Below are 24688 nucleotides of genomic sequence, written 5' to 3' on the forward strand. Positions count from 1 at the left end.
ATATATGATTCTAGCAAACTATATTTTTCTGAAAATTTTCTATTCTCGGGGGAATTTAATAGGGAGGGACTTTCAAGATGGTAGATTTTAATATTATTCGTTGTGCAAGGGCGGTACTGTTGGTGACAAATTTGGAGGCTTCACGCGATTTTTATGAAAACGCTTTAGGGTTCGTTGTGACAGAGGCTGATGAAAACCATTTATATCTCAGAGGGTATGAGGAACATAATCATCACAGCCTGGTGTTGAAAAAAGCAGAGCAGCCTGGTGTGGAAGCGATCAGTTACAAGGTTTATTCCGATGAGGATTTAAACAAATTATATGACTATTTTCAACAAAAAAATATGAATCCAAAATGGATAGAAAATCAGCATGCAGTTGAAAGGGCTTTCCGTGTGCAGGATATTTCAGGTCTTCCAGTTGAGTTTTTTGCCAGAATGGACACGGTCGAAAGGCTGCTGCAAAGATATGACTTATATAAAGGAGCAAGAATACAGCGAATTGACCACTTTAATTGCATGGTGCCGGATGTACAAAAAGCATATGACTTTTACGTAAAAGAGCTGGGGTTTGCGTGCTCTGAGTATACCGAAACAGAGAATAATGAATTATGGGCTGCATGGCTGCATCGAAAACCTAATGTGCATGATTTGGCGTTTATGAATGGAAACGGCCCTCGTCTTCACCATATCGGCTTTTGGCTGTCGGATCAACTTAGTCTCATTCATGCCTGTGATGTGTTAGCGGCTATGGGATATGCGAAAAATATAGAAAGAGGCCCTGGACGCCATGGACTTTCAAACGCATTTTTCCTCTATTTGCGTGATCCAGATGGACATCGAATTGAATTATACAATGGAGATTACTTGACAAGCGATCCGGATTTTCTGCCGATTCGCTGGGATATAAATGATCCAAGACGCCAAACATTTTGGGGGCATGAAGCACCGGACTGCTGGTTTAATGAAGCATCACAAGTATTTGATATTCATAGCGGAGAGTTAGTTGAACTAAAAGAGCCAAGTGTGCAAAAGCTAAAACCTGATTTTGTCATTTAATTTTAAGTAAGAAAAGAGAGGTAACGATGAAAAGAAAATTGTTTATTAATGGAAGTTGGGTAGGAGCAGAACATTATGCTCCTCTTTCCTCTCCATATGATAAAAAAGTAATTGCAGAAATTCCAATTGCTTCAGAAGCTGACGTTGAAAAAGCGATCGAAGCCGCACATAACGCCTTTCTGAAAATGGCGAAAATGCCAAAGCATGAACGCGGACATATTTTGGAAAAACTGGTGATGCTTTTAGATAAGAGGAAAGAGGAAGCGGCAGAAATTATTGCAAAAGAGGCGGCGAAGCCAATCAAAACAGCATTAGAGGAAGTGCAAAGAACCATTCAAACATACAAATTTTCGGCTGAAGAGGCAAAAAGAATTCATGGTGAGGCACTATCATTAGATGCGGCGCCCGGCGGGGAAAATCGGACTGCTTATACGGTTCGTGAACCGATCGGTGTAATAGGAGCTATCACTCCGTTTAATTTTCCAATGAATCTAGTTGCGCATAAAGTAGGACCGGCCATTGCCTCCGGAAATACGATTGTCTTAAAGCCGGCCTCCCAAACACCGTTATCTGCTTTCTTTATAGCTGAATTATTGCAGGAAGCAGGACTGCCTGATGGTGCATTAAATGTTGTAACAGGAAGCGGCAGCATCGTTGGCAAAAAAATCGTAGAAGATGAGCGGGTTAAAATGATTACGTTTACAGGAAGCCCGCAAGTCGGAAAAGAGATCAGAAATAAAGCAGGCTTGAAACGCGTCACGCTTGAGTTAGGTTCCAACTCGGCTTTGATCGTAGATGAAGGAATTGATGTTAAAAGCATCATTCCAAGATGTGTTAAAGGGGCTTTTTCTAACCAAGGGCAAGTATGCATCTCGCTGCAAAGAATTTACGTACATGAACATGTATATGATGAGTTTGTCAATGCATTTGTGAAAGAAACGGAAAAGCTGACAACAGGAGATCCGCTGGATTTTCAAACAGATGTTTCAGCGCTGATTTCCGAACATGATGTAATCCGTGTCATCAGCTGGATCGAAGAAGCTAAAAAAACAGGTGCAATAGTTGCAACAGGGGGAAATGCGAAGGGAAATATTGTCGAACCGACGGTTTTACTCAACACAAAACCTGATATGAAAGTTTCCTGTCAAGAAATTTTCGGCCCTGTAGTGTTAATCGAAAAGGTTTCATCGATTGAACAGGCTGTTGAGTATGTAAATGATTCTCGGTATGGACTGCAGGCAGGGATTTATACAAAAAATATCCACCATGCTTTATATGCGGCTGAAGAGCTAAAAGTAGGCGGTGTAATGATTAATGATATCCCAACGTTCCGAGTCGATCATATGCCATACGGCGGAGTGAAAGAGAGCGGAATGGGGAGAGAAGGAATTAAATATGCGATTGAAGAAATGACGGAGCTAAAATTAGTCGTGATAAATCGGCAAGTATAAAAAAGCGTAAAAAGAGGTGTGTAACATGGATGATCGCACGTTTCGAAATGCAATGGGGAAGTTTGCGACAGGAGTCACTGTTATTACGACTGCCCTAAATGGGGAAGTACGCGGAATGACGGCAAATGCATTTATGTCTGTCTCTTTAGATCCTAAACTAATTCTCATTTCAATTGGAGAAAAAGCAAAAATGAATGAAATCATTAAGCAGACAGGAAAATTTACAGTAAATATTTTGTCTGAAGAACAACAAGATTTATCGATGCTTTTTGCCGGCCAATTAAAAGAGAAACAAAATGTTACTTTTGATTGGGTCGGTGATCAACCAGTGCTGCCCAATTCGTTAGCAAATATTTTATGTGACGTATACAATACACATGTTGCCGGCGACCACACTTTATACATTGGAAAGGTGACTGACATTTATATGAAGGATGGTGACCCATTGTTATTTTTTGAAGGAAAATATAGAAATTTGGCTAGTCATGCCAACGCGGGGTGAATGGATGGAAGTCGTTTATATTAACAATTCCAAAGTATTAGCGGAATGCAAGCCCGAGCCGTGTGTCATGGCAGTCGGCTTCTTTGATGGAGTGCATTTAGGACATAAGAAAATCATTGAAAAAGCGAAAGAAATCGCGCAAGTAAAAAAACTAACATTTGCCGTGATGACATTTTTTCCACATCCAAGTCAAGTCATTGAAACGGATAGAAAAGTTATCTCCTATCTGTCGCCGCTTCCTTCCAAAATGGAAATCTTTTCACAATTAGGGGTAGAGAAACTGTATATTGTAAAATTCGATAAAAATTTTTCTGAATTATCCGATCAAGACTTTGTGAATCAATACTTAAAAGGCTTGATGTGCAAACATGTCGTTGCCGGCTTCGACTTTACGTATGGTTTTAAAGGAAAAGGGAATATGGAGAAGCTGAAAAACGTTGGAACGGGATTTTTTGATGTGACGACTATACCGAAAATCCAATATAAACAAGAAAAAATAAGCTCCTCCATGATTCGGAAGCTGCTAGAGTCAGGCCTTGTAAATGAAATACCTCATTATCTTGGGGATTATTATCGTGTTTCATGTTTAGTCAAATCGATGGAACGAGGCGATGCTGACAACAATTTTATTTTTAAAGCGCAAATCGATCATGATTATTTCCTGCCTAAACCGGGAATTTATAAAATCCAAATAAATCTCAATGAGACATTTTACAACGGTTTATGCCATATAACGAACAAAACATTAAAACCTTACTTATTTGAGGGTGTTATTGACGGATTGGATAGAATAGCAGAAAAAAATAATGTCCAATTGAGGTTCATAGAACAATTGCTTGATCGACCAGTTGCTGCTGCTTATGATCTTTTTAGCCGAACAGTCATATAATAATTTATAGTTGAAATCATATATGATTATATATATAATAAAAATAAATTAATGAGATTTGAAATATTCAGATAATAATCATTTTGTTCAGGAGGTTGCTTATATATGTCTTATAACGAAATAAAGCAAAGATTAAGAGGATCGATTGCTCCTGTTGTTACTCCATTTGATGCGGAAGGCAATATTCATTTTGAAACGATGAAAAATTTAATCAACTGGCAAATTGAAAGCGGCAGCCATGGGATCTCAGTGACAGGAACTTCTGGCGAACCCAGTTCATTAACAACGGAGGAACGCAAGCAGGTAATGGAGCTGGCGAAAAAAACAGTGAATGGCCGAGTCCCGTTTGTTCCGGCAACAGGATCGACTAATCATGATGAAACACTTGAACTAACGAAATTTGCACAAGAAATTGGCGCAGATGCTGCGATGGTCATTGTTCCGTATTATAATAGGCCGTCCCAGCATGCGTTGTATAAGCATTTTAAAGCAGTAGCTGATTCTGTAGATATTCCGATCATTATCTACAACATCCCAGGGAGAACAGCTGTAAATTTAGAGGTCAAAACAATGGCTCGTTTAGTGGAGGATTGCCCGAACATTATCGGTGCAAAAGAATCCAATAAAGATTTTGAGCATGTGAATCGGGTGCTGCTTCATTGCGGAAGAGATTTTTTACTATTTTCAGGAATCGAGCTTTTATGCTATCCAATGCTAGCAATCGGGGGGGCAGGTTCTATTAGTGCAACGGCTAATGTGGAACCGGCAAAAGTTGCGGAATTGCATGATGCTTGGTTTGAAGGCGATATAAAGAGAGCTCAGGACCTCCATTTCGAGTTAATGGAATTAAACGATATTTTATTTGCCGAGACAAATCCGGGACCTGTAAAGGCGGCGCTTGGAATGATGGGAAAAATCACGCCGAAATTAAGATTGCCTCTTGATTTGCCTGCGGAGGAGCTTCAAGAAAGAATTCGGCAAACGCTGCAAAAATATGGTCTTTTAGAGAAAGTAAAAAATTAAGGCAAGCTAAAAAGGGCTGATGTATTGCGCCTGCTAAGGAGTGAATTGGATGGGCAATGCAGTAGTGAAAATTTTTGGAATGCCAAATATAACGGAAGCCGAAGTGGATCCAGAAAACAATTCAATTTTTTTAAATGGAACTCAATATCACGTCAACCAGCTTTCTTGGGAGCCTCCGGTTTCAGGTACGATTTACGGTGTCCTTTTGAATTATCAGGGCGCCTTTCATCGATATCGTGAGCAAATGACACATTCACCATATAACGAACCGCCGAAAGCGCCAATTTTATATATAAAACCGATCAACACATTAAGTGGCTACAGGAGCCCCATACCATTGCCTGAGGATGCAGGCGAATTAGAAGTGGGGGCAGCACTCGGCGTGGTCATTGGGCGTACTGCCACTAAAGTAAAGGAAGAAGAAGCCTTTCAATATGTTGCTGGATATACAGTTGTGAATGATGTAGCAATTCCGCACGAAAACATTTATCGTCCGGCGATTAGGGAGCGGGCAAGAGATGGATTTAATCCGGTTGGTCCGTGGATCATCAAAAAGGAATCGATAGTTGATCCTGATTCATTGGACATTCGCGTTTTTGTCAATGGAAAGCTTGCACAAAAAAATAACACGAAAAATTTCATCCGGCCAGTTGCTCGGCTGCTGGCTGATATAACAGAATTTATGACGCTTTATCCAGGAGATGTGCTGCTGACAGGTGTTCCTGAGCAAGCGCCTTTAGTAAAGGCAGGAGACCATGTTCGTATTGAAATTGAAGGTGTAGGCAGTCTAGAAAATACAATTGTTCATGAAGCGGATTATGTGAAGGGGGCTGTGCGATGAAACGAGCTAGAGTTGCTATGAACGGCACTATTTATGAAGCAATTGAAGATAACGGCTTCCTTCAACTGAACGATTATCATAAAGTGACAGAAAAGGACGTAGTCTGGCTTCCGCCTGTAAGCCCGCGGACTGTTTTTGCATTAGGTTTGAATTATGCAGATCATGCTAAAGAGCTGTCATTTCATGCACCAACTGAACCGCTTGTGTTTCTAAAGGGACCGAATACGATTGTTGGGCATCGATCTGAAACGAAACGTCCTCCTGATGTAGATTTTATGCACTATGAATGTGAACTGGCAGTGGTAATCGGAAAAATGGCGCGTAATGTCAAGGCTAGTGAAGCGTATGAATACGTCTTAGGATATACAGTTGCAAATGACTACGCTGTCAGGGATTATTTAGAGAACTATTACCGGCCGAATTTGCGCGTGAAAAATCGCGATGCATTTACCCCGATAGGCCCTTGGCTTGTCGATAAAGAAGATATACCAGATCCGATGAACTTGGTCCTTCGTACTTACGTTAATGGAGCGTTAGTGCAGGAAGGAAATACAAAAGATATGATTTTTACAATCCCTATGTTAATCGAGTATTTAACGAGCTTTATGACCTTAAATTACGGGGACATAATTCTCACAGGAACACCTAAAGGAGCGGTCAATGTTAATGTTGGCGATGAAGTGATTACAGAAATAGAAGGGATTGGACGTTTAATTAATCGAATTATATGAAGCTGTCATTCAGAATCTTTTCTCCGTCACCAATACTTTAAAGGAGAGCTGACGTTATGCCGCATTTTATTTTAGAATATACCGACAATATCAAAAAAGAGGCAAAAATTCCAGAGCTGCTGAAAAAAGTTAATGATGTGCTGATTTCCAAAAGCGATATATTTCCAATTGGAGGCGTGAGATCTAGAGCCATTGAATTGAAAGATTATTGTGTGGCTGACGGCTCTGAGGATGATGCCTTTGTCCACGGTACGCTAAAGATTGGCGCTGGGCGTACTGAAGAGGATAAAAAAGCAGTTTGTGATGAGATCTTTGCAGTGATGAAAGATCATTTTTCGATCCTTTTCAAAAGGAGATATCTTGCATTGTCTTTAGAACTATATGAATTTAGTGAATTTGGAACGTACAAATATAATAACATTCATCAGCGCTACAAAAATTAATTGCATACTTGGAGGAATCGAAATGACCACATATAAAGTTGGGAAAGTTCTTCATTATATCAATGGCAAGTTTGTAGAGGGAGTTGCAGGGAAAAGCTTTGAGAATATTAATCCCTTTAATAATGAAGTAATCAATGAGGTAGCGGAAGGATTTGCAGAAGATATTGACTTAGCAGTAAAAGCTGCCAAAAAAGCTTTTGATGACGTCCCTTGGGGAACAATGTCGGTAGATGAAAGAATGAAGTATATTTTACGAATTGCTGCATTAATTGAAGAAAATGCGGAAGAAATTGCTTATTTGGAATCTCTAGATACAGGATTGCCAATCAGTCAAACGAAAAAGCAAGCATCCCGTGCAGCTGAAAACTTTCGATTTTATGCACAAATGGTTAAAAGCCGCATGGTAGGAGAAGCGTATAAAGTAGACGGAGATTTTATTAATTATACTATTTACAAGCCAATTGGGGTGGCAGGTTTAATTACGCCATGGAACACTCCGTTCATGCTGGAAACATGGAAGGTGGCTCCGGCGTTGGCAACAGGCAATACGGTTGTCCTAAAACCTGCTGAATGGTCGCCGCTGACTGCTAACAAGCTGGCTGAAATTATTCATGAAGCGGGACTGCCAGAGGGAGTTTTTAATATTGTTCACGGCTTTGGGGAAACAGCTGGCGCATCCCTCGTGAGACATTCTGATGTCCGGCTTATTTCCTTTACGGGCGAGACGACAACAGGTGCCGAAATAATAAAAAATAGCGCAGATACGTTGAAAAAAACCTCTATGGAGCTAGGAGGAAAATCTCCTGCAATTATCTTTGCCGATGCTGATTTGGAAAAAGCCTTGGATGCTGTCGTTTGGGGAGTATTTTCTCTTAACGGGGAGCGCTGTACAGCCAATTCGCGGTTGTTTTTGGAAAAATCGATCTATGATTCCTTTGTTGAACGGCTGAAAGAGCGTGTGCAAAATATCTCGGTAGGGGATCCATTGGATTCTTCGACAGAACTAGGGCCGCTAATTCACAAAAAACATTGGGAAACCGTTTTACATTACATTGAAATAGCCAAAAAAGAAGGAGCAGAAGTGTTTTCAGGAAACGTTCCGCAATCATTGAAAAACGGCAACTTTGTTCCACCGACACTTCTTCTGAATTGCCATAACGGTATGAAAGTTGCTCAAGAGGAAATATTCGGACCTGTCATGGCAGTCATACCATTTGAGACTGAAGAAGAAGTCATAAAAATGGCTAATGATGTAAAATATGGGCTGGCTGCTTATGTATGGACGAACAATTTGAAGCGCGGACACCGAATTGTCCAATCGATTGAAAGCGGAATGGCTTGGGTAAATTCGCAAAACGTCAGGGATTTAAGAATCCCGTTTGGCGGAACGAAATATAGCGGTATTGGCCGAGAGGGCGGACATTATAGTTTTGATTTTTATACAGAGGTTCAAGTAATTCATGTGGCGATTGGAGATCATCACATTCCTCAGTTTGGTAAATCAAAAAAAGCCGAAACGATTTCGGCTCAGCAATAATGGAAAGCTAACTCGTTTTGCTTGTTAGTATATATTCTTTAATATATGATATAAGTATGGAACAGAAGGTAAAAAATAAAACACAAATTGCATATGATTATATTCTTTCACGAATTGAAAATGGTGCTTACGGGCCTGGATATCGAATAGTAATCGATCAAATTGCAAAAGAGCTGAATTTAAGCAGCATCCCTGTCAGAGAAGCGATCCGCCAATTGGAAGCAGAAGGCTTAATTCAATATAAGCCGTATAGCGGAGCAGTTGTAAGCAATATCAACGAAAAAGAGTATTTGCAAACCATTTCGGTTTTGGCGGTGCTAGAAGGCTACGCGACTGTTTTAAGTTCTAATATTATAAAGGAGGAGACGATCAAAAAATTAGAAGAATTAAATGAAAAGATGAAACAGTCGCTGCAAGATTTTGAATTAGAGCAATTTAGTGAATTAAATTATCAGTTCCACACCTTAATATATGAAAACTGCGGCAATAACTTTTTAGAGGAGCAGATTAAGCAAATTTGGCAGAGGATGAAGCGGATACGGACTTATGGCTTCACACTTGTACCGAAGCGCTCTAAAGAGTCCATTAAAGAGCACGAAGAAATTATTCGATTACTTCGGGAAAAGGCTCCGCCCAACCAAATTGAGGAATTTGTCCGCCAACACAAATTAAATACAGCAGAAGCATTCAGAAATCGGCAAAAATTTTCATAATAAAACAATTTCGAACAAATTCAACTGATCGTACTCCGTACTCAGTTGAATTTGTTCAGGTAAAATAAATATTTCTGCAGCCAATATCGTATATAATTTTATATATAGTATTAAAATAAGTATTTTGTGAAAGCGATTTCTAAAATATTTTGAGAAAATGAAATATTAAGGGGGAGAAGCTATGGTAAAAAAGTATCAACTTTTTATTGATGGGAAATGGGTAGACGCTATTTCTGGAAAGACTTTTGAATCAGTTAATCCCGGATCTGGTGAGGTACACGCTATCGTTGCGGAGGCAGGTGCAGATGATGTCAATCGGGCGGTTAGAGCTGCTAGAAAGGCATTTGAATCAGGTCCTTGGACAAAAATGACCCCCAGTGACCGAGGTAGGTTATTGTATAAGGCTGCGCAAAAAATGTGGGAAAAAGCCGATTTTCTTGCTGAAGTGGAATCACAGGACAATGGATTGCCAATAAGTGATACCAAGTCTATTGCAATACCAGCAACGATCGATGTTTTAGAATTTTATGCAGGTTTGGCAAATAAAGTTCAAGGTGAAACACTAGCATCACCTAACAACCGTTTCAATTATACTCTAAGAGAACCATTAGGTGTTATTGGAGCTATAGTACCTTGGAATTTTCCGCTTATGCTTACTATGTGGAAATTGGCTCCTGCTCTTGCAGCTGGAAATACAATTGTGATTAAGCCGGCTGAACAGACACCGGTGAGTATCTTAGAGTTAGTAAAACTATTTCAAGAAGTCGGAATTCCAGATGGAGTAATTAATGTTGTAACAGGTTTTGGAGAAACTGCAGGCCAAGCCTTGGCTTCTCATCCAGATGTAGACAAGATTGCATTTACAGGGTCCACAAAAACAGGTCAACTAATTATGCAAGCAGCCAGCAAAAATTTAAAACCAGTTTCACTTGAGTTGGGTGGAAAATCCCCGAATATTGTGTTTGATGATGCTAGTCTTGAAAAAGCTGTAAATATGTCTGCTTTTGGAATTTACTTTGCCCAAGGACAAGTATGTGCGGCTGGGTCTCGTTTATTTGTACAGGAGTCAATTTACGACAAATTCATGGATCTATTCATAAAAAAAGCTAATTCTATTCGTGTAGGAAATCCGCTTGATCAGAGTACGGAAATGGGGCCACAAATTTCAGAAGAACATTTAAAAAAAATAGAACATTATGTTGCTGTTGGATTGGATGAAGGGGCTCGACTGACAATAGGTGGGAAAAGATTAAATAAAGAGGCAAATGGATACTATTTTACTCCAACAGTGTTTGAAAACGTTACAAATGACATGACGATTGCACGTGAGGAAATATTCGGCCCTGTTGTATCAGTCATTAAGTTTAAAGATGAAGAAGATGCATTAATTAAAGCAAATGATACCATTTATGGACTAGCTGCTGGTATTTGGACCAATAATTTAAAACGTGCCCACAGAATGGCTCGCGGTCTTAAAGCAGGAACTGTATGGGTTAATACTTACAGTTTATTAGATAGTGCAGCACCTTTTGGCGGAACAAAACAAAGTGGGTTTGGTCGTGAATTAGGTGTTCAAGCGATGGAAATGTATACGCAAACTAAGCATGTTTGGATTGATTTGAATGAAAATTAAAAATAAATGAATGGAGAGGTGTAGAAGATGAATTTTGAATTTAATATTCCTAGTCAAGTAATCTTTGGTAAGGGTGCCGCTTCAAAGCTTCAGGACGTCCTAGCAGAGTTTCATGTAAAAAGAGTAATGTGTATATATGATCAAGGTGTACAAAAAGCAGGAATTGTTGAAAAAGTATTGTCAAAGATTAAGAAAACTAATGTTGATATTATTGAGTTTAATCAAGTTCTTCCAAATCCTCCTGATACTATTTTAGAAAAAGGAGCTCTTCTAGCCAAAAACGAACAAATTGACGCATTGATCGCAATAGGTGGTGGTAGTTCAATTGATGCAGCTAAAGCAATCAATATACTTATTTCTAACCCTGGTCCAATCGCTAAGTATGAAGGAGTGAATAAAGTTGAACGTCCAACAAAACCTTTAATAGCAATTCCTACTACTGCAGGTACGGGTAGTGAAGTTACTGGGGTAACCGTTATAACTGATACAAAAAGAAAAAAGAAAATGGTAATTGCTGGACGAAATTGTGGTGCAGATGTTGCGCTAGTAGATCCTGAACTTACAATAGCATTGCCACCCAATATTACTGCATCAACAGGTATGGATGCTTTAACTCACGGAATTGAAGCATATGTATCAAAGTTTCATTCTATTCCAACAGATATCAACGCTTTAAAAGCAATTGAACTTATTTATAGCAATCTGGAAAAGGCATTTAATAATGGGAAAAACATCGAAGCACGGACAAACATGTTACTCGGAAGCATGCTTGCTGGATTTGCATTTAACTCTGCATTATTAGGTTTAGTTCATGCAATAGCTCACCCGTTAAGTGTCTATTGTGGATTACCTCATGGGGTAGCAAATGCTTGTACTTTGCCATATGTCATGGATTTTAATGCGAAAGATGAAAATGTACAAAAGAGATTTAAGAATGTCGCAAAGGCAATGGGTTTGCCTGTTGAAGATTTATCGGACTTTAAAGCAACTAAACAAGCTATTGAGGCTGTGAGAAATTTGTCTGAAAAAGTTCAAATACCGTCTCTAAGTAAATTAGGAGTTAAACGAGAGCAGTTTGACATTTTAGCTGATGCTACTTTAAATGAGGAATTAAGCATATTAGCGAATCCAAGAGAAGTAACTAAACAAGATATATTAAAAATTTTAGAAGTTGCTTATTAAAAAAATAAGGCGAATGAATAAATAAAAGATATTTTTAAAAATGTTTATATATTTAAAAATCGATTGATATCAAACTGATTCCAAAATATTTTTAATTCCGTTATAAAAAAACGAATAAAAGCTAGCAAAAAAACAAATAGAAGTAATTTTCGGAATATTTGAAACCATATCTTAAATCATATATAATATTATTGATGATTTGTTGGTCAAAGGAAAGGGGTGGTCCTCTGATTTCACTAATATGAAAGCGTTGTCACTAAGAAAGATAAAGCTTTTAAGGAATTTTGCCAAAAATAAAGGAGGGGGTTACGTTGAAAAAATTTGTTTCGTTGATCATTTTGATGTTATTTCTCTCTATGCTGGCAGCATGCGGAAATTCTGAAAGCGCCGGTGGAAAAAATAATGATTCCGGTGGTTCCGATGTCATTAAAATTGGTGCTATTTATTCAGCTTCGGGCGGCGGTGCTCCTTTAGGAAAATCACAGATGGAAACGGTAAAAATGCTGGTGGAGCAAGTAAATGAAAACGATGGAATAGATGGAAAGAAAATAGAGCTGATTGCCTATGATGATAAGTCCGATCAAAATGAAGCCGTGCTGTCTATGAAAAAATTAATTGAGCAGGATAAAGTATTGGCTGTTGTTGGGGGTACGCTAAGCGGAAATGCTTTAGCAATGGTGCCGCTTGCGGAAAAGTCAAAAACTCCATTCATTGCATCAGCTACAAGTAAACAAATTGTAAAACCTGATGATAATTCTTCACGGGACTGGATCTTCAAAACGACACAAAGTGATGATGTAGTAATTCCTAAAATTTTAGCCTATTTGAAAGAAAAAAATTTAACGAAAATTGCCTGGCTGAATGTTGCCAACCAATACGGCACAAGTGCTCATGAAGAATTTAATCGCCTGAAAGGTGAATACGGCATTGAAGCTGTTATTGAAGAGGAATTTGAAGCAACTGTTGATGATGCGAAAGCGATGCTGACTCGCGTAAAGAAATCAAATCCACAGGCAATTATCGTTTGGGGAACTGCTCAGGAGTCTTCAGTTATTACGAAAAATCTCCATCAATTAGGAATGAAACTTCCCATTATTGAAAGTCAGGGAATTGGTACTAAAGAGTTTATTGAGTTAACCGGAGAAGCAGCGGAAGGAGTTATTTTTCCTGCAGGGCGTTTAATTGTCGCTGAACAATTGCCGGATAATGATCCGCAAAAAGAAACACTTATTAAGTATAAAGAGGATTTTAAAGCAAAATTCAACTACGACGCAAATACGTTTGGAGGCCATACTTGGGACGCATTCTATTTATTAGTGAATGCAATTGAAAAAGCCGGAACTGACAAAGAAAAAATTAGAGAACAGCTCGAAAATACGAAAAATTTTGTTGGAATTTCCGGAATATTCAATTTTTCGAAAGATAATCATACTGGCCTTGATGAAAGCAGCTTAGTTATGGTTCAAATCAAAGACGGCAAATTTGTCATTGCAGAATAATGCTGTAAAGGGATCTTCAACGATTAAAAGTACGGGGAAGATCCCTAAAGACCAAAAATAGAAGGGAAGTGTGGGAATGGAACTGACCAGCCAATTTATTCAGTTAATTTTTTCTGGACTGACCATTGGAAGCATCTATGCACTGATTGCTATTGGATTTGTCATTATTTACAACATAACCGGCCTTTTAAATTTAGCACAAGGCGATTTTGCCATGCTGGGTGCACTTACTTGTATTTCGTTTGTCAATATGGGCTTTCCATTAATTATTGCAATAGCAGTAAGTGTTGTCATAGTCACGATTATCGGTGGTTTGTTCGAAAGGTTGGCAATTTATCCTGCAAGAAATTCATCAACCGCAACACTTCTTATTATTACGATAGGTGCAGCTTTTGTATTTCGGGGAATTAGCATTTTAATTTGGGGAACTCAGCCTTTGGCGCTGCGTCCTTTCTCTGGAAATCAGAATATCAATTTTTTGGATGCTACCATTCAGCCGCAAAGCTTATGGGCTATCGGTATTTCCTTATTAAGTTTAGCTGTCCTTTACTACTTTTTTAATAAAACCTACTTAGGAAAAGCGGTAACAGCTTGTGTTGTCAATCGTTTTGCAGCAAGGCTAATGGGAATCAGCCCCCAAAAAATGTCGTTTTGGGCAGTATCCATTAGTGCTGGTCTTGGAGCGCTCGCAGGAATAGTGATTGCCCCCATTTCGGGTGCTTCGTATGATATGGGAATCATGATTGGCTTAAAAGCATTTATTGCTGCAGTAATTGGAGGGTTGTCAAATGCACCTGCTGCTATTGCCGGAGCATTTTTAATCGGAATATTAGAATCTTTTACGGAAGGATATTTATCTTCAGGATATAAAGATGCCATTAGCTTCACTCTTCTTTTAATCGTATTATTCTTCATGCCAAATGGATTGTTCTCGAAAGTATCAGGAAAACGTGTTTAGAGGAGAGGAAAAAATGGATAACAATTTAACGAAAATATACAACAGGAGTTTGAAAGGTCCTCTTATCTTTTTTGTCGTTATTATGCTTCTTCCTTTTATTTTTCAATCAAATAATTATATTTTAAGTACTTTCATTATGATCGGTTTTTACTCATTGGTCACGACTGGACTGACGCTATTAATCGGATATGCAGGGCAAATTTCCCTCGGGCATGCAGCTTTTTACGGTATTGGTGCCTATACCTCTGCATATTTTACGGCTACATTGCAGATGCCTTCCTGGATAGGAATTTTAGTTGGGGCGATTATTGCATCACTCGTTTCTTTAATCATTGGTATTCCAGTGTTTAAACTAAAAGGGCATTATTTAGCCTTAGCCACTCTTGGATTTGGAGTGATCATATTTACATTTTTTAAAGAGTGGAAAACAATAACTGGAGGATTAAACGGGTTTTTTGGCATACCTCCTTTAAGCTTATTCGGCATTTCATTTTCAACAGATTTTCAATTTTACTTCTTAATTTGGATCTTTGTCTTTTTAGGAATTTTCTTTGCGCGCAATATTGTTCAATCAAGAGTCGGAAGAGCTTTAATGTCTATCCATGGCAGCGAAATTGCTTCGGAAGCAATTGGTATAAATATTAATAAATATAAATTGCAAATTTTTGTATTAAGCGCCGTTTATGCTTCAATTGCTGGAAGCTTATACGCACACTATGTCACCTTTATAAATCCTCAATTGTTTGAAATGATGACATCTATCTACTTTTTAATAATGGTTGTCATCGGTGGGATAGGGAATATTTGGGGCGGATTGATCGGAGCAGCGATATATGTATTTTTAGGAGAATTGTTGAAAGATATTGTACCGAAAATTATTCCCAATGCTAGCGGGGAATTCGAAATTGTATTTTTCGGCGTGCTGCTTGTAGTTATTTTAATATACATGCCAAATGGAATTTCAAAAGCGATCTTTCATTTTATCAAAAGAATCACTTCAAGCTTTAAAAATAAACCAGTTTCAGCATTTTCAAAGAAGTCAACGGGAAGTGATATTCATGACTGAGGAAACATTATTAAAAGTCGAAAATCTTTCAAAATCATTCGGCGGTGTAAATGCCGTTGAAAATGTTTCGTTTGAAGTGAAAAAAGGGGAAATTGTTGCTGTAATAGGTCCAAATGGCGCCGGCAAAACAACCCTTTTTAATTTAGTGACAGGTGTCATCCCTGCAACAAGCGGAAAAATAACCTTTAAAGGCGTTTCCATCATCGGGAAAAGACCTTATCAAATTGCAAGTCTAGGGATGACAAGAACATTTCAAAACTTGCAAGTATTTAATAATATGACCGTCATCGAAAATGTGATGACAGGAAGTCATATAAGATTAAAAACTGGAATTTTAAGCTCAGGCCTGCGATTGCCGAACGTTTATAAAGAAGAAAAAGAGGTAATGCAAAAAGCATTGCAATGCCTTGAACAGGTCGGTATTGCTGATTTAGCTTTTGAACGAGCTGAAACATTGCCTTATGGAAATCAAAGATTATTAGAGATTGCCAGGGCAGTAGCTGCAGAGCCTTCATTTATTTTACTGGATGAACCGATGGCCGGGCTGAATCCGCAGGAATCCCGCAATCTAGTGAATGTACTGAAAAATATGAGAAAACAAGGGATGACATTTTTATTTGTTGAACATGATATGGAAACGGTGATGTCGATTGCAGATAAAATTGTAGTTCTTGACTATGGGAAAAAAATTGCAGAAGGAACGCCTGAAGAAATTGCCAGCAATCCTAAAGTTATTGCAGCCTATTTGGGAGAGGAGGAAGCAATCTAATGTTAGTAGTAGACAACCTTCATACGTACCACGGATATTTGCACGTTTTGAAAGGGATTCACTTTGAAATAAAACAAGGCGAAATCTTTGCGATGGTAGGGTCAAATGGCGCCGGGAAAAGCACCCTTCTTGGAACAATAGCAGGCATTTATAAACCGAGATCAGGAACCATTGTATTTGAAAATGAAGAAATTTCTTATGGTAAAGTAGAAAAGATCGTTGAAAAAGGCATTTGTCTTGTCCCGGAAAGAAGACAAATTTTTGATGATCTTTCTGTTAAGGATAATTTGCTGTTAGGATCTTATCACCGATATAAAAATGACAAAAAAAGTGTTATGGAGGATTTCGAGCAAGTTCTAGACTTTTTCCCTAAATTAAAAACAATGTTGGATCGACCGGGCGGATTGTTGAGCGGCGGCGAGCAGCAAATGGTTGCCATAGGCCGCGGGCTGATGGCGAAGCCAAAACTAATGATGCTGGATGAACCGTCTTTAGGATTGGCTCCGCTTATTGTCAAAGACATTATGAATATTTTAAAGCAAATGAAAAAAACATTTGGAACGACCATTTTGTTAATTGAACAAAACGTCAAAGCAGCTTTGCAAATTGCAGATCACGCTTGTGTATTGGATCGCGGAGAAATTGTCATTCAAGGAAAAGCGAGCGATTTGCTGGAAGATGAAAAAATAAAAGATACGTATTTAGGTATAAGCAAAAAAGAAAGACTAAAGCTTTAGTATAAACAACAGGTCTGTACTAACCTAACTTGCCCAAAAGCCGAGAGTTTGGCGGCATAGTATTCCGAATATTCCAATAACCAAAGGAGGAAGGGAACGGATATGAGAACGATAGATTGGAAGGAAGTTGAGAAAAATATAGAAAACGGCCGATTTCCTCAATGGTTAGTTACAGATCCGGAAATATACGAACTAGAAAAAGAAAGAATTTTCGGCAGAACATGGCAGTTTCTGGCGCACGAATCGGAATTAAAAGAACCAGGAAGCTTTGTTACGAGGATGATGGTCGATGACCCGATTATTTTAGTGAAAAATAAAAATGGAGAAATCAACGCATTTTTGAACTCTTGTTCTCATAGGGGTGTTCGTTTGTGTACAGAAGATTATGGAAATAAAAAAGCATTTTCATGCCCTTATCATGGCTGGACTTATAATTTAAACGGTGAACTGATCGGGGTTGTTGCAGGGAATAAAGTATTTGGGGAATCGATGGATAAAAGCGAGTGGGGACTGCGCCCAGTTCCTCGTGTTGAAAGCTATCAAGGAATGATTTTTGGAAATCTTGATCCTGACGCTATGTCTTTAGAAGATTATTTAGGCGAAATGAAATGGTATTTTGATATAATGCTTGGCCGGAGCGACGGAGGGATGGAAGTGAGGGGAGTCCCTCAACGATGGGTGGCAAAAGCAAATTGGAAAATGACAAGTGAAAATTTCGCGGCAGATCCTTACCATGTTCAAACGACTCATAGATCCGCCGTGGAATTGAAGCTTACACCGAGCGATCCTTTGTATGCATCATATGGACATCAAGTTGTTTTGTCAAACGGACATGGAATTAATGTAATTACATCTGCTACTGGAAGATCGAATAACATATACCAAGGTATGCCTGAATCGATGTGGTCGATGTTTGAGAAAAATTTAAATAAAGAACAATTGGACATTTTTTCTAGAGTTCAAAATTTTGTTGGCGGAGTTTTTCCAAATCTATCATTCTTAAGCTCTTGCAGCGGAACAGAAGGAACAAAGTATAATCATCTTCAATTTAGAGTATGGCGGCCGTTAGGGCCCGATCAAGTTGAAATTTGGATTTGGTATATGATTGATAAGGCGCTGCCGGAAGATTATAAGGAAAAATCGTACAAAGGCTTTATTGCAACGTTTGGCGCGGCAGGTACTCTTGAACAGGATGATACGGAAAATTGGGCTCGCATTGTTGAGGCCAGCCAAGGGTTAATGGCAAGAGATCGAAATCTCAGCTACAACAATATGCTCAACTACTTAATGGGATTAGATCACTTAGATCCGGATGAGAATTTTCCGGGACCGGGAAAAGCGTACCCAACTTGCTATACAGATCATATTGCAAGAAGTATGCATAAATACTGGCTGGAGCTGATTACGAAAGAGCCAGAGGTGAAATCTCATGAATAGTGATATTCAATATGAAATTTCTCAATTTTTATATTATGAGGCCTATTTGCTTGACCACCGAAAATATCGGGAATGGCTTGAATTGCTTGATGATGATATTCAATACACGATGCCCCTGCGGGTAACTGTTGATAACAAAATGGGAAGCAATTTGAATACTGAAATGACTTATTTTGCAGATTCGAAAAAGGACATAGAGATAAAGGTCGAAAGACTTTATACGAAATCAGCCTGGGTTGAAAACCCGCCTACAAGGCAGAGGCATTTTATAAGCAATGTGGTCGTTGAGCCTTGCTTTAGCTCTAATGATTATAAGGTTAGAAGTTATTTTCTATTTAAGCGCAGCCGAAGTTCAGAAGCAAAAACCGAGGAATTGTTCGGAGAAAGAGAAGATATTATTCGGAAAGTGAATGGAAAATGGAAAATAGCAAAACGAACTGTGTATCCAGATCAGTCCGTATTATCAGTCATGAATGTCAGTATGTTTTTATAAAAAACGTGTTATGTGCCAATATATTTTTTTTGCCCATTTCTCGAATTATCAACATATTTAGGCTGTTTGCTGCTTGAAGAAGAAAATGATTGGAAAGGATTTATGAAGCTTCTATATTTTCTGTAAAGGCGGAAATAGCTTAAAGGAAATGATAGATTTGCTGATATTCCAATCGTTTAGTTTATGATTCGAAATGTTTAACGGCTTTTTTTGCTTTGATTACATTAGGCATAAATTTGCCAGCTTGCCATGTTTAGATGCATAAAACGCGAGAGAGTTAAATTAGCTCCCTCGCGTCGGGCATTCATTCATGATGTACTAGACTCAAAAAATGAATGATCGTGTGTTCGTCTTCATGAAAACTCATTTTATCATTTGCCTTCCAGCTGTTGTTTTATAACTTCCAGCGTCCAATATTTCGGCGGTTTTTCTGCTTCTAATTTTGCCAAGCATTCCCGGTGGATTTCGGCAACTCGTTCTGGTGTGATGACGTCAGCAGGATCCACTTCTACAATTTTTACTGTACTTTTATCTTCGTAAAGATGCTCTCCCTTAAGTCTCCCCGTTTCATCATACGGCCATAAAAATACTTGACGGCTTGAGTAATGATAAATTTTGTCCGGATCATCTACTTCAAATCCTAAATCAAGCAATCCTTGGCCTTTAATTAATTGGTGGAAAGTCAGTTCATCTGCAATTCCCCAATCAGCCACAGCTAGCAAGTCATCAGAATGCCAAAGTACTGATTTTGATGCAATATGATAGAAGTTGAGGACTCCTTCTTTTCCTTCAATAACAGCAGGCTCGCTTCCCCAAGTAACACGATAAACGGGGTGATCGACCATCATATCGGAAGAAACAATTTCATTGAACATGCCGGCGCCTTCCAGATGCACGTGTCGGCGGAAGTTTTCAAGAATCGCAATATGCAGTGGATTGGTTGTTTTAGCCAGCAATTCTTCAACGGGTTTCATGCAATTATAAATTTGTTCTTCAAATGTATTCATATTATTCTCCCCCTCTATTTGTTAACGCTTACATTTTTAACAGTATCAATTCTTTTCATTACTGATATCTTATATAAAATTTCCTACAAATTGTAGCGCGAAATTTATTAAATATTATGATAATTTTGATAAAAAATGCTAATAGTTTGTGGTGAGGGGGATGGAAATGGGGGAAGTTTTAGACTCCAACGAAATGATGAAATTTTTGCCTGAATCTGGGCAATCTTAAATACTTTGCGAAATCATTTAATTTCAGCTTTAGGTCTCGACAGAGCTAAAGGTTTTTTATTACGGTATGGCTGGGATTGCGGCAATAATTTTTCAAATCATTTAAGAAGGAAAGATGCTTATCATACGCTGACATTGAAAGAACTGTTTATCGCTGGTTCGCATATGCACGGCATAACGGCTGATTTAGGCATTTCAGTTAAAGAGCTGCATATCGACCCTGTAACAAAAGATTATTATTCAGAAGGCTATTGGAAGCATTCACAAGAAGCTGAACACCATATTGCCACCTTTGGATTATCTTCTGATCCAGTATGTTTTACACTAATAGGATTTGCAGGCGGATATGTGAGCAATCAGTTGGGTAGAAAAGTAATTTTTAAAGAAGTTGAGTGTGAAGGAAAGGGTGATCCGCATTGTCATTGGATTGCCAAACCGGTTTTAGGATTGGGGAGAAGAAATCGAAAAAGAGCTGCCTTATTATGAAGAGGAAAATTTAGGACAAGAGCTAGACAAAGCTTTTATAAGGATAGAAAGGCAGAAAGAAATGTTTAAGAAAGCTCTTATGATTATTGAAAAGTTGACAAATTCGCTATTAAATGGGTGTGGACTAAAGGGGATATTGAACACTTTAGCGGTTGAGATGAATTGTGCTCTTCTGCTGGAAAACTCTCACCGTCAGTTGATTGAAGCGAGCGATTCGCTTCGAAAAATTTATTTAAACAGCGCTGATTATGTGAGGGAGAAAGTGGAAACAGTAGATATAAAAGAAAAATGTAATACGAATCGGATAAAAGTTTCTTCAGCAAAAGGCTATACATTTGAAAAATTAATATCTCCTGTTTTTGTAAGAAACAATATTTTTGGTTATGTTTCACTAATTCGTGAATCAGAAGGCTTTTCGGAATTGGACTATATCGTCATTAAAAAGGCGGCATCCATTTGTGTTATGCAAATAATAAATGAAACTTCTGCGTTTGAAAACGAACAACGAATTAAAAAGAGAATTGCTGAACGCCGTTTTTAGGGGGGGAATTTTCAGAAGAGGAGCTTACTTACCGATTAAAATTAATGGGATACAATCTTAATCAACCGCAATATGTGTTTTTGTTTCATCTGGACAGCAGCCAAGAGTTTAATCGAAAAGAGCTTGAAGATTCGCTTAATCATTATAAAACTGCAGCAGCTGAAAGCTTAAATAAATTGATCAAGCAGCAAGGTTTAGCATGCATAATGACAACAAAAGTCAATTAGCTGATTGCTGTTATTCCTGAAGATTTTATCCGTCAATTTTCATCTGAAGTTTCATGCGGGCAATGGCTAATTGATCAGATTTTCTCCGAGATTAAACCTTTTGAAATGAAATTGGGGATCAGCAGTTTATGTCAGCAAGCATCAGATTTGAAAAAAGGATTAAAAGAAGCAGAAAAAACAATTAAGATTATGAAGTTTTCTAAAAGCAATGCGAAAGTCAAAGCATTTAAGGAGTTTTTAGCGGTTGCGGAGTTAATATGCTCTGAAAATTTACCGGAAATGGAAGCCTTTGCACATACAATGCTTCAAAAAATAAAAAACTACGATGACAAGCATGCTCAGATTTATTAGAAACGCTTTATTGGTATGTTGAAAATAACGGACATCTATATAAAACAACCGAAAGAATGCATGTTTCATTAGGGTCTGTTCGTTACCGACTGAAGAGGATGCAAGAAATTGGCGGGTTTGATTTATCGTCGAGCCAAGGCTTCTTTGATGTTCATGCTGCGGTCAATATTTATCTTTTCTTAGGGCTCATTGAAGTCAAAATGAAATAAAGCGCAAGTTTTATAATCATGACAATTTGTCCAATAAACTCTACTCCCTCTTGCACGCTCAGGCTGCTTCAGAGGATTTTCATCAGAAAATACAATCCATTCAGGAAATTTACAAAAATAATTATCCGATTTTTTAAGTGAACGCTATTTTAAAAATTTTACAATGGGTTTATTGTGCTAGGAACGTTTTTTTCTACACGGTGGAGAAAATAAACCCCAATACTTTTTAAATGGGGGAATTTACCCCCTTCTTCCGCAAATTTCTTCAATAAATTACAAATCTTTACATTATTCGTAAGAGTATGGTACTATTAATACTACTAAAACTCGTAAAAAATGGGGTTACTGAAAAATGAATAAAATGAATATTCTATCTATTAAAATAGAAAATGAACGAGCATATATGATTTCATTGGCTGAGAAATATGGATATACATCTGAGGTTGTGTTAAAAATCAGCCAGGAACTTGATAAGCTGATTCATCAATACCAAATCGAGCTCTTAAAAAAAACGAAGTGAACTTGGCAGTATTGATAAAATTATCTCCCATCTTGAATCAAAATGGTATCTACCTTTCAGCTTTCAAATTGGGCAATCGTAAGAATGGCAGCTCTTTTGATTTTCCGACACATATTTTAGATTCCCGGAGTATACCGCTGTTCTTGTTCTATGAGCCCCAAGATAGAATATGAAAACATCATCTTTTCGTTTGTCAATTGGCTCTGCTTTTTTATTTGTAAAGGTTAAATCACAGCGCAGGAAGAAGGTTTAGAAGATGGATAAACAGGCCGTCAGGGAAAAAATATGGACTCAGCTTGAAAAAGAGAAGCTTGGACGCTTTCCGTTTCCGCTGAAAAATAGAATTCCAAATTTCAAAGGAGCTGAACAAGCTGCAAAAATTGTTGCTTCGATGCCTGAATATAAATCGGCAAACGTCGTAAAGGTGAACCCTGATGCTCCGCAGCTTCCAATTCGGACGAAAGTGCTAATTGATGGAAAGATTCTTCTTATGCCAACTCCAAGATTAAAATCCGGTTTTATCATGGTGAAGCCTGAATGGGTGCCAAAAGGAGAAGAGAGAAAAGCCGCCAGCTTGAAACATATGAATACGTTCGGAAAGGAAATCTCTCTCGATCAGCTGCCAACTATTGATTTCATTGTGGTTGGATCGGTTGCAGTCCATAGGGACGGGCGCAGAATTGGAAAAGGTGAAGGATATGCCGATCGCGAATATGCCATTATTCGGGAGCTTGGGCAGCCTTCTGTTCCTGTCGTCACGACTGTTCATAGCATTCAGCTGGTAGAAGACGATTTTCCTATTGATCCGTATGATTTGACGGTTGATTGGATTGCTACAGAAAAAGAATTGATCAAAACGAACACTCCTTATTCAAAGCCGGAAGGAATCATTTGGGAACAAGTAAGTGAAGAAGAGAAAGAACAAATGCCTGTTTTAAAAGAAATTTGGGCAATGCTATACAAGCGTTCTTAACGATCATTCCCTTGCATTTTACTTTATTTAGCATGACGTCATCCCATTCATTTAGAAGCATAAAATTTGTGAAAATTCTCAATTTTCTATCCCTTCTTCTTTTCTCAGAAGAAAACGGAACAATGTACAATAAATTTTAAACAGTTAGAAAACGAATCATTTTTTTCTGCTATTAGGCAATTGTATAATAGAGTTAGAAGTGCAGATATGATGATTGGGAGGCCTATAAATGCAAGGGGAGACGATGCATCCAAAATTAGAAAAAATTGTCGAAAATGTTGAAAAAGTTATTGTAGGAAAGAGTGAACTGGTCATTTTAAGTTTGTCGGCATTGCTTGCTGGAGGGCATGTGCTTCTCGAAGATGTACCCGGAGTTGGAAAAACGATGATGGTGAAGGCATTGGCAAAGTCTGTTGGGGCTGATTTTAAAAGAATTCAGTTTACACCTGATTTACTGCCTTCAGACGTTACTGGAGTATCGATATATAATCCGAAAACGATTGAATTTGAATACCGACCAGGACCGATTATGGCTAATATTATTTTGGCCGATGAAATAAATCGAAGCTCACCAAAGACCCAATCCGCCTTGCTTGAAGGCATGGAGGAAGGAAGTGTCACCATTGATGGCGTGACAATGCCGCTTGAAAAACCTTTTTTCGTTATGGCGACACAAAATCCCGTTGAGTATGAAGGAACTTATCCGTTGCCGGAGGCTCAATTGGATCGATTTTTACTAAAACTGAAAATGGGCTATCCTTCTGTTTCAGAAGAAATAGAAGTGTTGACAAAAGCCGAAAAAGGACAGCCGCTTGATGAATTAACGTCAGTCATCACCAAAGACGAACTAACGACACTTCAGGAAGAAATCAAACAAGTATATGTAGATGATACGATTAAACATTATATTGTAGACATCGTAAATAAGACGCGGAACCATGATTCCGTCTATTTAGGAGTCAGTCCCCGTGGTTCTGTTGCACTTATGAAGGCATCTCAGGCGTATGCGTTTATTCATGCCCGAGATTATGTGATCCCCGATGATGTTCAATATTTATCCGTGCATGTCCTGCCCCATCGCATTATTTTGACATCTGAAGCGCGTTATGAAGGGAAAACAGCTGAACAAATCATTGAAGATATTCTTGCCGAAATCCCTGTGCCTGTAGTGAGGTCGCTGTGAA

Annotated in this window: 27 protein-coding genes and 1 pseudogene; 27 read left to right on the top strand and 1 reads right to left on the bottom strand. The window is 38.4% G+C overall.

Annotation, left to right across the window (positions count from 1 at the left end; genetic code table 11):
- Positions 1-77 precede the first annotated feature (77 nt).
- The 19 genes from hpaD to NSQ61_RS17665 all read left to right on the top strand — a co-directional run bounded on the left by hpaD (position 78) and on the right by NSQ61_RS17665 (position 18962).
- A complete protein-coding gene (hpaD, locus tag NSQ61_RS17575; protein WP_063388855.1) occupies positions 78-1058 on the top strand; it encodes a 3,4-dihydroxyphenylacetate 2,3-dioxygenase in 981 nt (326 codons plus the stop codon).
- A gap of 26 nt (positions 1059-1084) precedes the next feature.
- Positions 1085-2509 (top strand): aldehyde dehydrogenase family protein, encoded by a 1425-nt coding sequence (locus NSQ61_RS17580; RefSeq protein WP_063388854.1) that lies wholly within the window; start codon positions 1085-1087, stop codon positions 2507-2509.
- A 25-nt stretch (positions 2510-2534) separates the two neighbouring features.
- Positions 2535-3011 carry a flavin reductase family protein gene (locus tag NSQ61_RS17585; protein ID WP_063388853.1) on the top strand — a complete coding sequence of 159 codons (477 nt, stop codon included), beginning with the start codon at positions 2535-2537 and terminating at the stop codon, positions 3009-3011.
- Positions 3012-3015: 4 nt separating this feature from the next.
- Positions 3016-3900 (top strand): FAD synthetase family protein, encoded by an 885-nt coding sequence (locus tag NSQ61_RS17590; RefSeq protein ID WP_066252152.1) that lies wholly within the window; start codon positions 3016-3018, stop codon positions 3898-3900.
- A gap of 105 nt (positions 3901-4005) precedes the next feature.
- Complete coding sequence (gene hpaI, locus NSQ61_RS17595) at positions 4006-4923, top strand: 2,4-dihydroxyhept-2-ene-1,7-dioic acid aldolase (RefSeq protein WP_340807715.1); 918 nt, start codon at positions 4006-4008, stop codon at positions 4921-4923.
- A gap of 49 nt (positions 4924-4972) precedes the next feature.
- Entirely contained in the window at positions 4973-5764 is a 792-nt protein-coding gene (locus NSQ61_RS17600; protein WP_340807718.1) for a fumarylacetoacetate hydrolase family protein, read from the top strand.
- Positions 5761-6495 (top strand): fumarylacetoacetate hydrolase family protein, encoded by a 735-nt coding sequence (locus NSQ61_RS17605; protein WP_063388849.1) that lies wholly within the window; start codon positions 5761-5763, stop codon positions 6493-6495. Before NSQ61_RS17600 ends, NSQ61_RS17605 begins: the two co-directional genes overlap by 4 nt.
- A 56-nt stretch (positions 6496-6551) precedes the next feature.
- On the top strand, positions 6552-6938 hold the full coding sequence (locus tag NSQ61_RS17610) for a 5-carboxymethyl-2-hydroxymuconate Delta-isomerase (protein WP_063388848.1): 387 nt from the start codon (positions 6552-6554) through the stop codon (positions 6936-6938).
- A 22-nt stretch (positions 6939-6960) separates the two neighbouring features.
- On the top strand, positions 6961-8475 hold the full coding sequence (gene hpaE, locus NSQ61_RS17615; RefSeq protein WP_063388847.1) for a 5-carboxymethyl-2-hydroxymuconate semialdehyde dehydrogenase: 1515 nt from the start codon (positions 6961-6963) through the stop codon (positions 8473-8475).
- Positions 8476-8531: 56 nt separating this feature from the next.
- Entirely contained in the window at positions 8532-9188 is a 657-nt protein-coding gene (locus tag NSQ61_RS17620; protein ID WP_063388846.1) for a GntR family transcriptional regulator, read from the top strand.
- A 181-nt stretch (positions 9189-9369) separates the two neighbouring features.
- Entirely contained in the window at positions 9370-10821 is a 1452-nt protein-coding gene (locus tag NSQ61_RS17625) for an aldehyde dehydrogenase family protein (RefSeq protein ID WP_340807724.1), read from the top strand.
- A 27-nt stretch (positions 10822-10848) separates the two neighbouring features.
- Positions 10849-12003, top strand: a complete 1155-nt coding sequence (locus NSQ61_RS17630; RefSeq protein WP_144597423.1) for an iron-containing alcohol dehydrogenase — start codon at positions 10849-10851, stop codon at positions 12001-12003.
- A 311-nt stretch (positions 12004-12314) separates the two neighbouring features.
- Entirely contained in the window at positions 12315-13502 is a 1188-nt protein-coding gene (locus NSQ61_RS17635) for an ABC transporter substrate-binding protein (protein ID WP_066252139.1), read from the top strand.
- Positions 13503-13578: 76 nt separating this feature from the next.
- Positions 13579-14460 (top strand): branched-chain amino acid ABC transporter permease, encoded by an 882-nt coding sequence (locus NSQ61_RS17640; protein WP_063388844.1) that lies wholly within the window; start codon positions 13579-13581, stop codon positions 14458-14460.
- Positions 14461-14473: 13 nt separating this feature from the next.
- Positions 14474-15526, top strand: coding sequence for a branched-chain amino acid ABC transporter permease (locus NSQ61_RS17645; RefSeq protein WP_066252130.1), 1053 nt, complete (start codon positions 14474-14476; stop codon positions 15524-15526).
- Entirely contained in the window at positions 15519-16295 is a 777-nt protein-coding gene (locus NSQ61_RS17650; protein WP_094244349.1) for an ABC transporter ATP-binding protein, read from the top strand. The genes NSQ61_RS17645 and NSQ61_RS17650 overlap by 8 nt, the downstream gene beginning before the upstream one ends.
- Entirely contained in the window at positions 16295-17032 is a 738-nt protein-coding gene (locus NSQ61_RS17655; protein WP_066252126.1) for an ABC transporter ATP-binding protein, read from the top strand. The genes NSQ61_RS17650 and NSQ61_RS17655 overlap by 1 nt, the downstream gene beginning before the upstream one ends.
- A gap of 102 nt (positions 17033-17134) precedes the next feature.
- Complete coding sequence (locus NSQ61_RS17660; RefSeq protein WP_094244350.1) at positions 17135-18469, top strand: aromatic ring-hydroxylating oxygenase subunit alpha; 1335 nt, start codon at positions 17135-17137, stop codon at positions 18467-18469.
- On the top strand, positions 18462-18962 hold the full coding sequence (locus tag NSQ61_RS17665; RefSeq protein WP_144597431.1) for a 3-phenylpropionate/cinnamic acid dioxygenase subunit beta: 501 nt from the start codon (positions 18462-18464) through the stop codon (positions 18960-18962). Before NSQ61_RS17660 ends, NSQ61_RS17665 begins: the two co-directional genes overlap by 8 nt.
- Positions 18963-19333: 371 nt before the next feature.
- On the opposite strand, the gene NSQ61_RS17670 is transcribed toward NSQ61_RS17665, so the two are convergent.
- Positions 19334-19969 carry a hypothetical protein gene (locus NSQ61_RS17670; protein WP_117017177.1) on the bottom strand — a complete coding sequence of 212 codons (636 nt, stop codon included), beginning with the start codon at positions 19967-19969 and terminating at the stop codon, positions 19334-19336.
- A gap of 234 nt (positions 19970-20203) precedes the next feature.
- Here NSQ61_RS17670 and NSQ61_RS17675 point away from each other — a divergent pair, with 234 nt between their 5' ends.
- From NSQ61_RS17675 to NSQ61_RS17705, 8 genes and pseudogenes are all read left to right on the top strand, one after another.
- Entirely contained in the window at positions 20204-20683 is a 480-nt protein-coding gene (locus NSQ61_RS17675) for a V4R domain-containing protein (protein WP_144597435.1), read from the top strand.
- A 61-nt stretch (positions 20684-20744) separates the two neighbouring features.
- Positions 20745-21224: a hypothetical protein gene (locus NSQ61_RS17680; protein WP_144597436.1), complete on the top strand. Its 480-nt coding sequence runs from the start codon at positions 20745-20747 to the stop codon at positions 21222-21224.
- Between the two features lie 44 nt (positions 21225-21268).
- Complete coding sequence (locus NSQ61_RS17685) at positions 21269-21451, top strand: hypothetical protein (protein ID WP_144597438.1); 183 nt, start codon at positions 21269-21271, stop codon at positions 21449-21451.
- Between the two features lie 147 nt (positions 21452-21598).
- A complete protein-coding gene (locus NSQ61_RS17690) occupies positions 21599-21802 on the top strand; it encodes a hypothetical protein (protein ID WP_144597440.1) in 204 nt (67 codons plus the stop codon).
- 53 nt (positions 21803-21855) lie between these two features.
- Positions 21856-22011 (top strand): annotated as a pseudogene (locus NSQ61_RS20390) (helix-turn-helix domain-containing protein); the annotation flags it as partial.
- A gap of 352 nt (positions 22012-22363) precedes the next feature.
- Positions 22364-22531: an aspartyl-phosphate phosphatase Spo0E family protein gene (locus NSQ61_RS17695; RefSeq protein ID WP_082829641.1), complete on the top strand. Its 168-nt coding sequence runs from the start codon at positions 22364-22366 to the stop codon at positions 22529-22531.
- Positions 22532-22787: 256 nt separating this feature from the next.
- Complete coding sequence (locus tag NSQ61_RS17700; RefSeq protein WP_339210499.1) at positions 22788-23504, top strand: 5-formyltetrahydrofolate cyclo-ligase; 717 nt, start codon at positions 22788-22790, stop codon at positions 23502-23504.
- A gap of 229 nt (positions 23505-23733) precedes the next feature.
- Complete coding sequence (locus NSQ61_RS17705) at positions 23734-24687, top strand: AAA family ATPase (protein WP_340807736.1); 954 nt, start codon at positions 23734-23736, stop codon at positions 24685-24687.
- Position 24688: the final 1 nt, after the last annotated feature.

It is taken from the genome of Aeribacillus sp. FSL K6-1121 (assembly GCF_038003725.1).
In the GTDB taxonomy this organism is placed as follows: Bacteria; Bacillota; Bacilli; order Bacillales; family Aeribacillaceae; genus Aeribacillus; species Aeribacillus composti.

Excerpts from the sequence above, each read along its gene's own strand:
- hpaD (WP_063388855.1), top strand. The coding sequence starts at position 78 with ATGGTAGATTTTAATATTATTCGTTGTGCAAGGGCGGTACTGTTGGTG.
- NSQ61_RS17580 (WP_063388854.1), top strand. The coding sequence starts at position 1,085 with ATGAAAAGAAAATTGTTTATTAATGGAAGTTGGGTAGGAGCAGAACAT.
- NSQ61_RS17585 (WP_063388853.1), top strand. The coding sequence starts at position 2,535 with ATGGATGATCGCACGTTTCGAAATGCAATGGGGAAGTTTGCGACAGGA.
- NSQ61_RS17590 (WP_066252152.1), top strand. The coding sequence starts at position 3,016 with ATGGAAGTCGTTTATATTAACAATTCCAAAGTATTAGCGGAATGCAAG.
- hpaI (WP_340807715.1), top strand. The coding sequence starts at position 4,006 with ATGTCTTATAACGAAATAAAGCAAAGATTAAGAGGATCGATTGCTCCT.
- NSQ61_RS17600 (WP_340807718.1), top strand. The coding sequence starts at position 4,973 with ATGGGCAATGCAGTAGTGAAAATTTTTGGAATGCCAAATATAACGGAA.
- NSQ61_RS17605 (WP_063388849.1), top strand. The coding sequence starts at position 5,761 with ATGAAACGAGCTAGAGTTGCTATGAACGGCACTATTTATGAAGCAATT.
- NSQ61_RS17610 (WP_063388848.1), top strand. The coding sequence starts at position 6,552 with ATGCCGCATTTTATTTTAGAATATACCGACAATATCAAAAAAGAGGCA.
- hpaE (WP_063388847.1), top strand. The coding sequence starts at position 6,961 with ATGACCACATATAAAGTTGGGAAAGTTCTTCATTATATCAATGGCAAG.
- NSQ61_RS17620 (WP_063388846.1), top strand. The coding sequence starts at position 8,532 with ATGGAACAGAAGGTAAAAAATAAAACACAAATTGCATATGATTATATT.
- NSQ61_RS17625 (WP_340807724.1), top strand. The coding sequence starts at position 9,370 with ATGGTAAAAAAGTATCAACTTTTTATTGATGGGAAATGGGTAGACGCT.
- NSQ61_RS17630 (WP_144597423.1), top strand. The coding sequence starts at position 10,849 with ATGAATTTTGAATTTAATATTCCTAGTCAAGTAATCTTTGGTAAGGGT.
- NSQ61_RS17640 (WP_063388844.1), top strand. The coding sequence starts at position 13,579 with ATGGAACTGACCAGCCAATTTATTCAGTTAATTTTTTCTGGACTGACC.
- NSQ61_RS17645 (WP_066252130.1), top strand. The coding sequence starts at position 14,474 with ATGGATAACAATTTAACGAAAATATACAACAGGAGTTTGAAAGGTCCT.
- NSQ61_RS17650 (WP_094244349.1), top strand. The coding sequence starts at position 15,519 with ATGACTGAGGAAACATTATTAAAAGTCGAAAATCTTTCAAAATCATTC.
- NSQ61_RS17655 (WP_066252126.1), top strand. The coding sequence starts at position 16,295 with ATGTTAGTAGTAGACAACCTTCATACGTACCACGGATATTTGCACGTT.
- NSQ61_RS17660 (WP_094244350.1), top strand. The coding sequence starts at position 17,135 with ATGAGAACGATAGATTGGAAGGAAGTTGAGAAAAATATAGAAAACGGC.
- NSQ61_RS17665 (WP_144597431.1), top strand. The coding sequence starts at position 18,462 with ATGAATAGTGATATTCAATATGAAATTTCTCAATTTTTATATTATGAG.
- NSQ61_RS17670 (WP_117017177.1), bottom strand. The coding sequence starts at position 19,969 with ATGAATACATTTGAAGAACAAATTTATAATTGCATGAAACCCGTTGAA.
- NSQ61_RS17680 (WP_144597436.1), top strand. The coding sequence starts at position 20,745 with ATGTTTAAGAAAGCTCTTATGATTATTGAAAAGTTGACAAATTCGCTA.
- NSQ61_RS17685 (WP_144597438.1), top strand. The coding sequence starts at position 21,269 with ATGGGATACAATCTTAATCAACCGCAATATGTGTTTTTGTTTCATCTG.
- NSQ61_RS17695 (WP_082829641.1), top strand. The coding sequence starts at position 22,364 with ATGAATAAAATGAATATTCTATCTATTAAAATAGAAAATGAACGAGCA.
- NSQ61_RS17700 (WP_339210499.1), top strand. The coding sequence starts at position 22,788 with ATGGATAAACAGGCCGTCAGGGAAAAAATATGGACTCAGCTTGAAAAA.
- NSQ61_RS17705 (WP_340807736.1), top strand. The coding sequence starts at position 23,734 with ATGCAAGGGGAGACGATGCATCCAAAATTAGAAAAAATTGTCGAAAAT.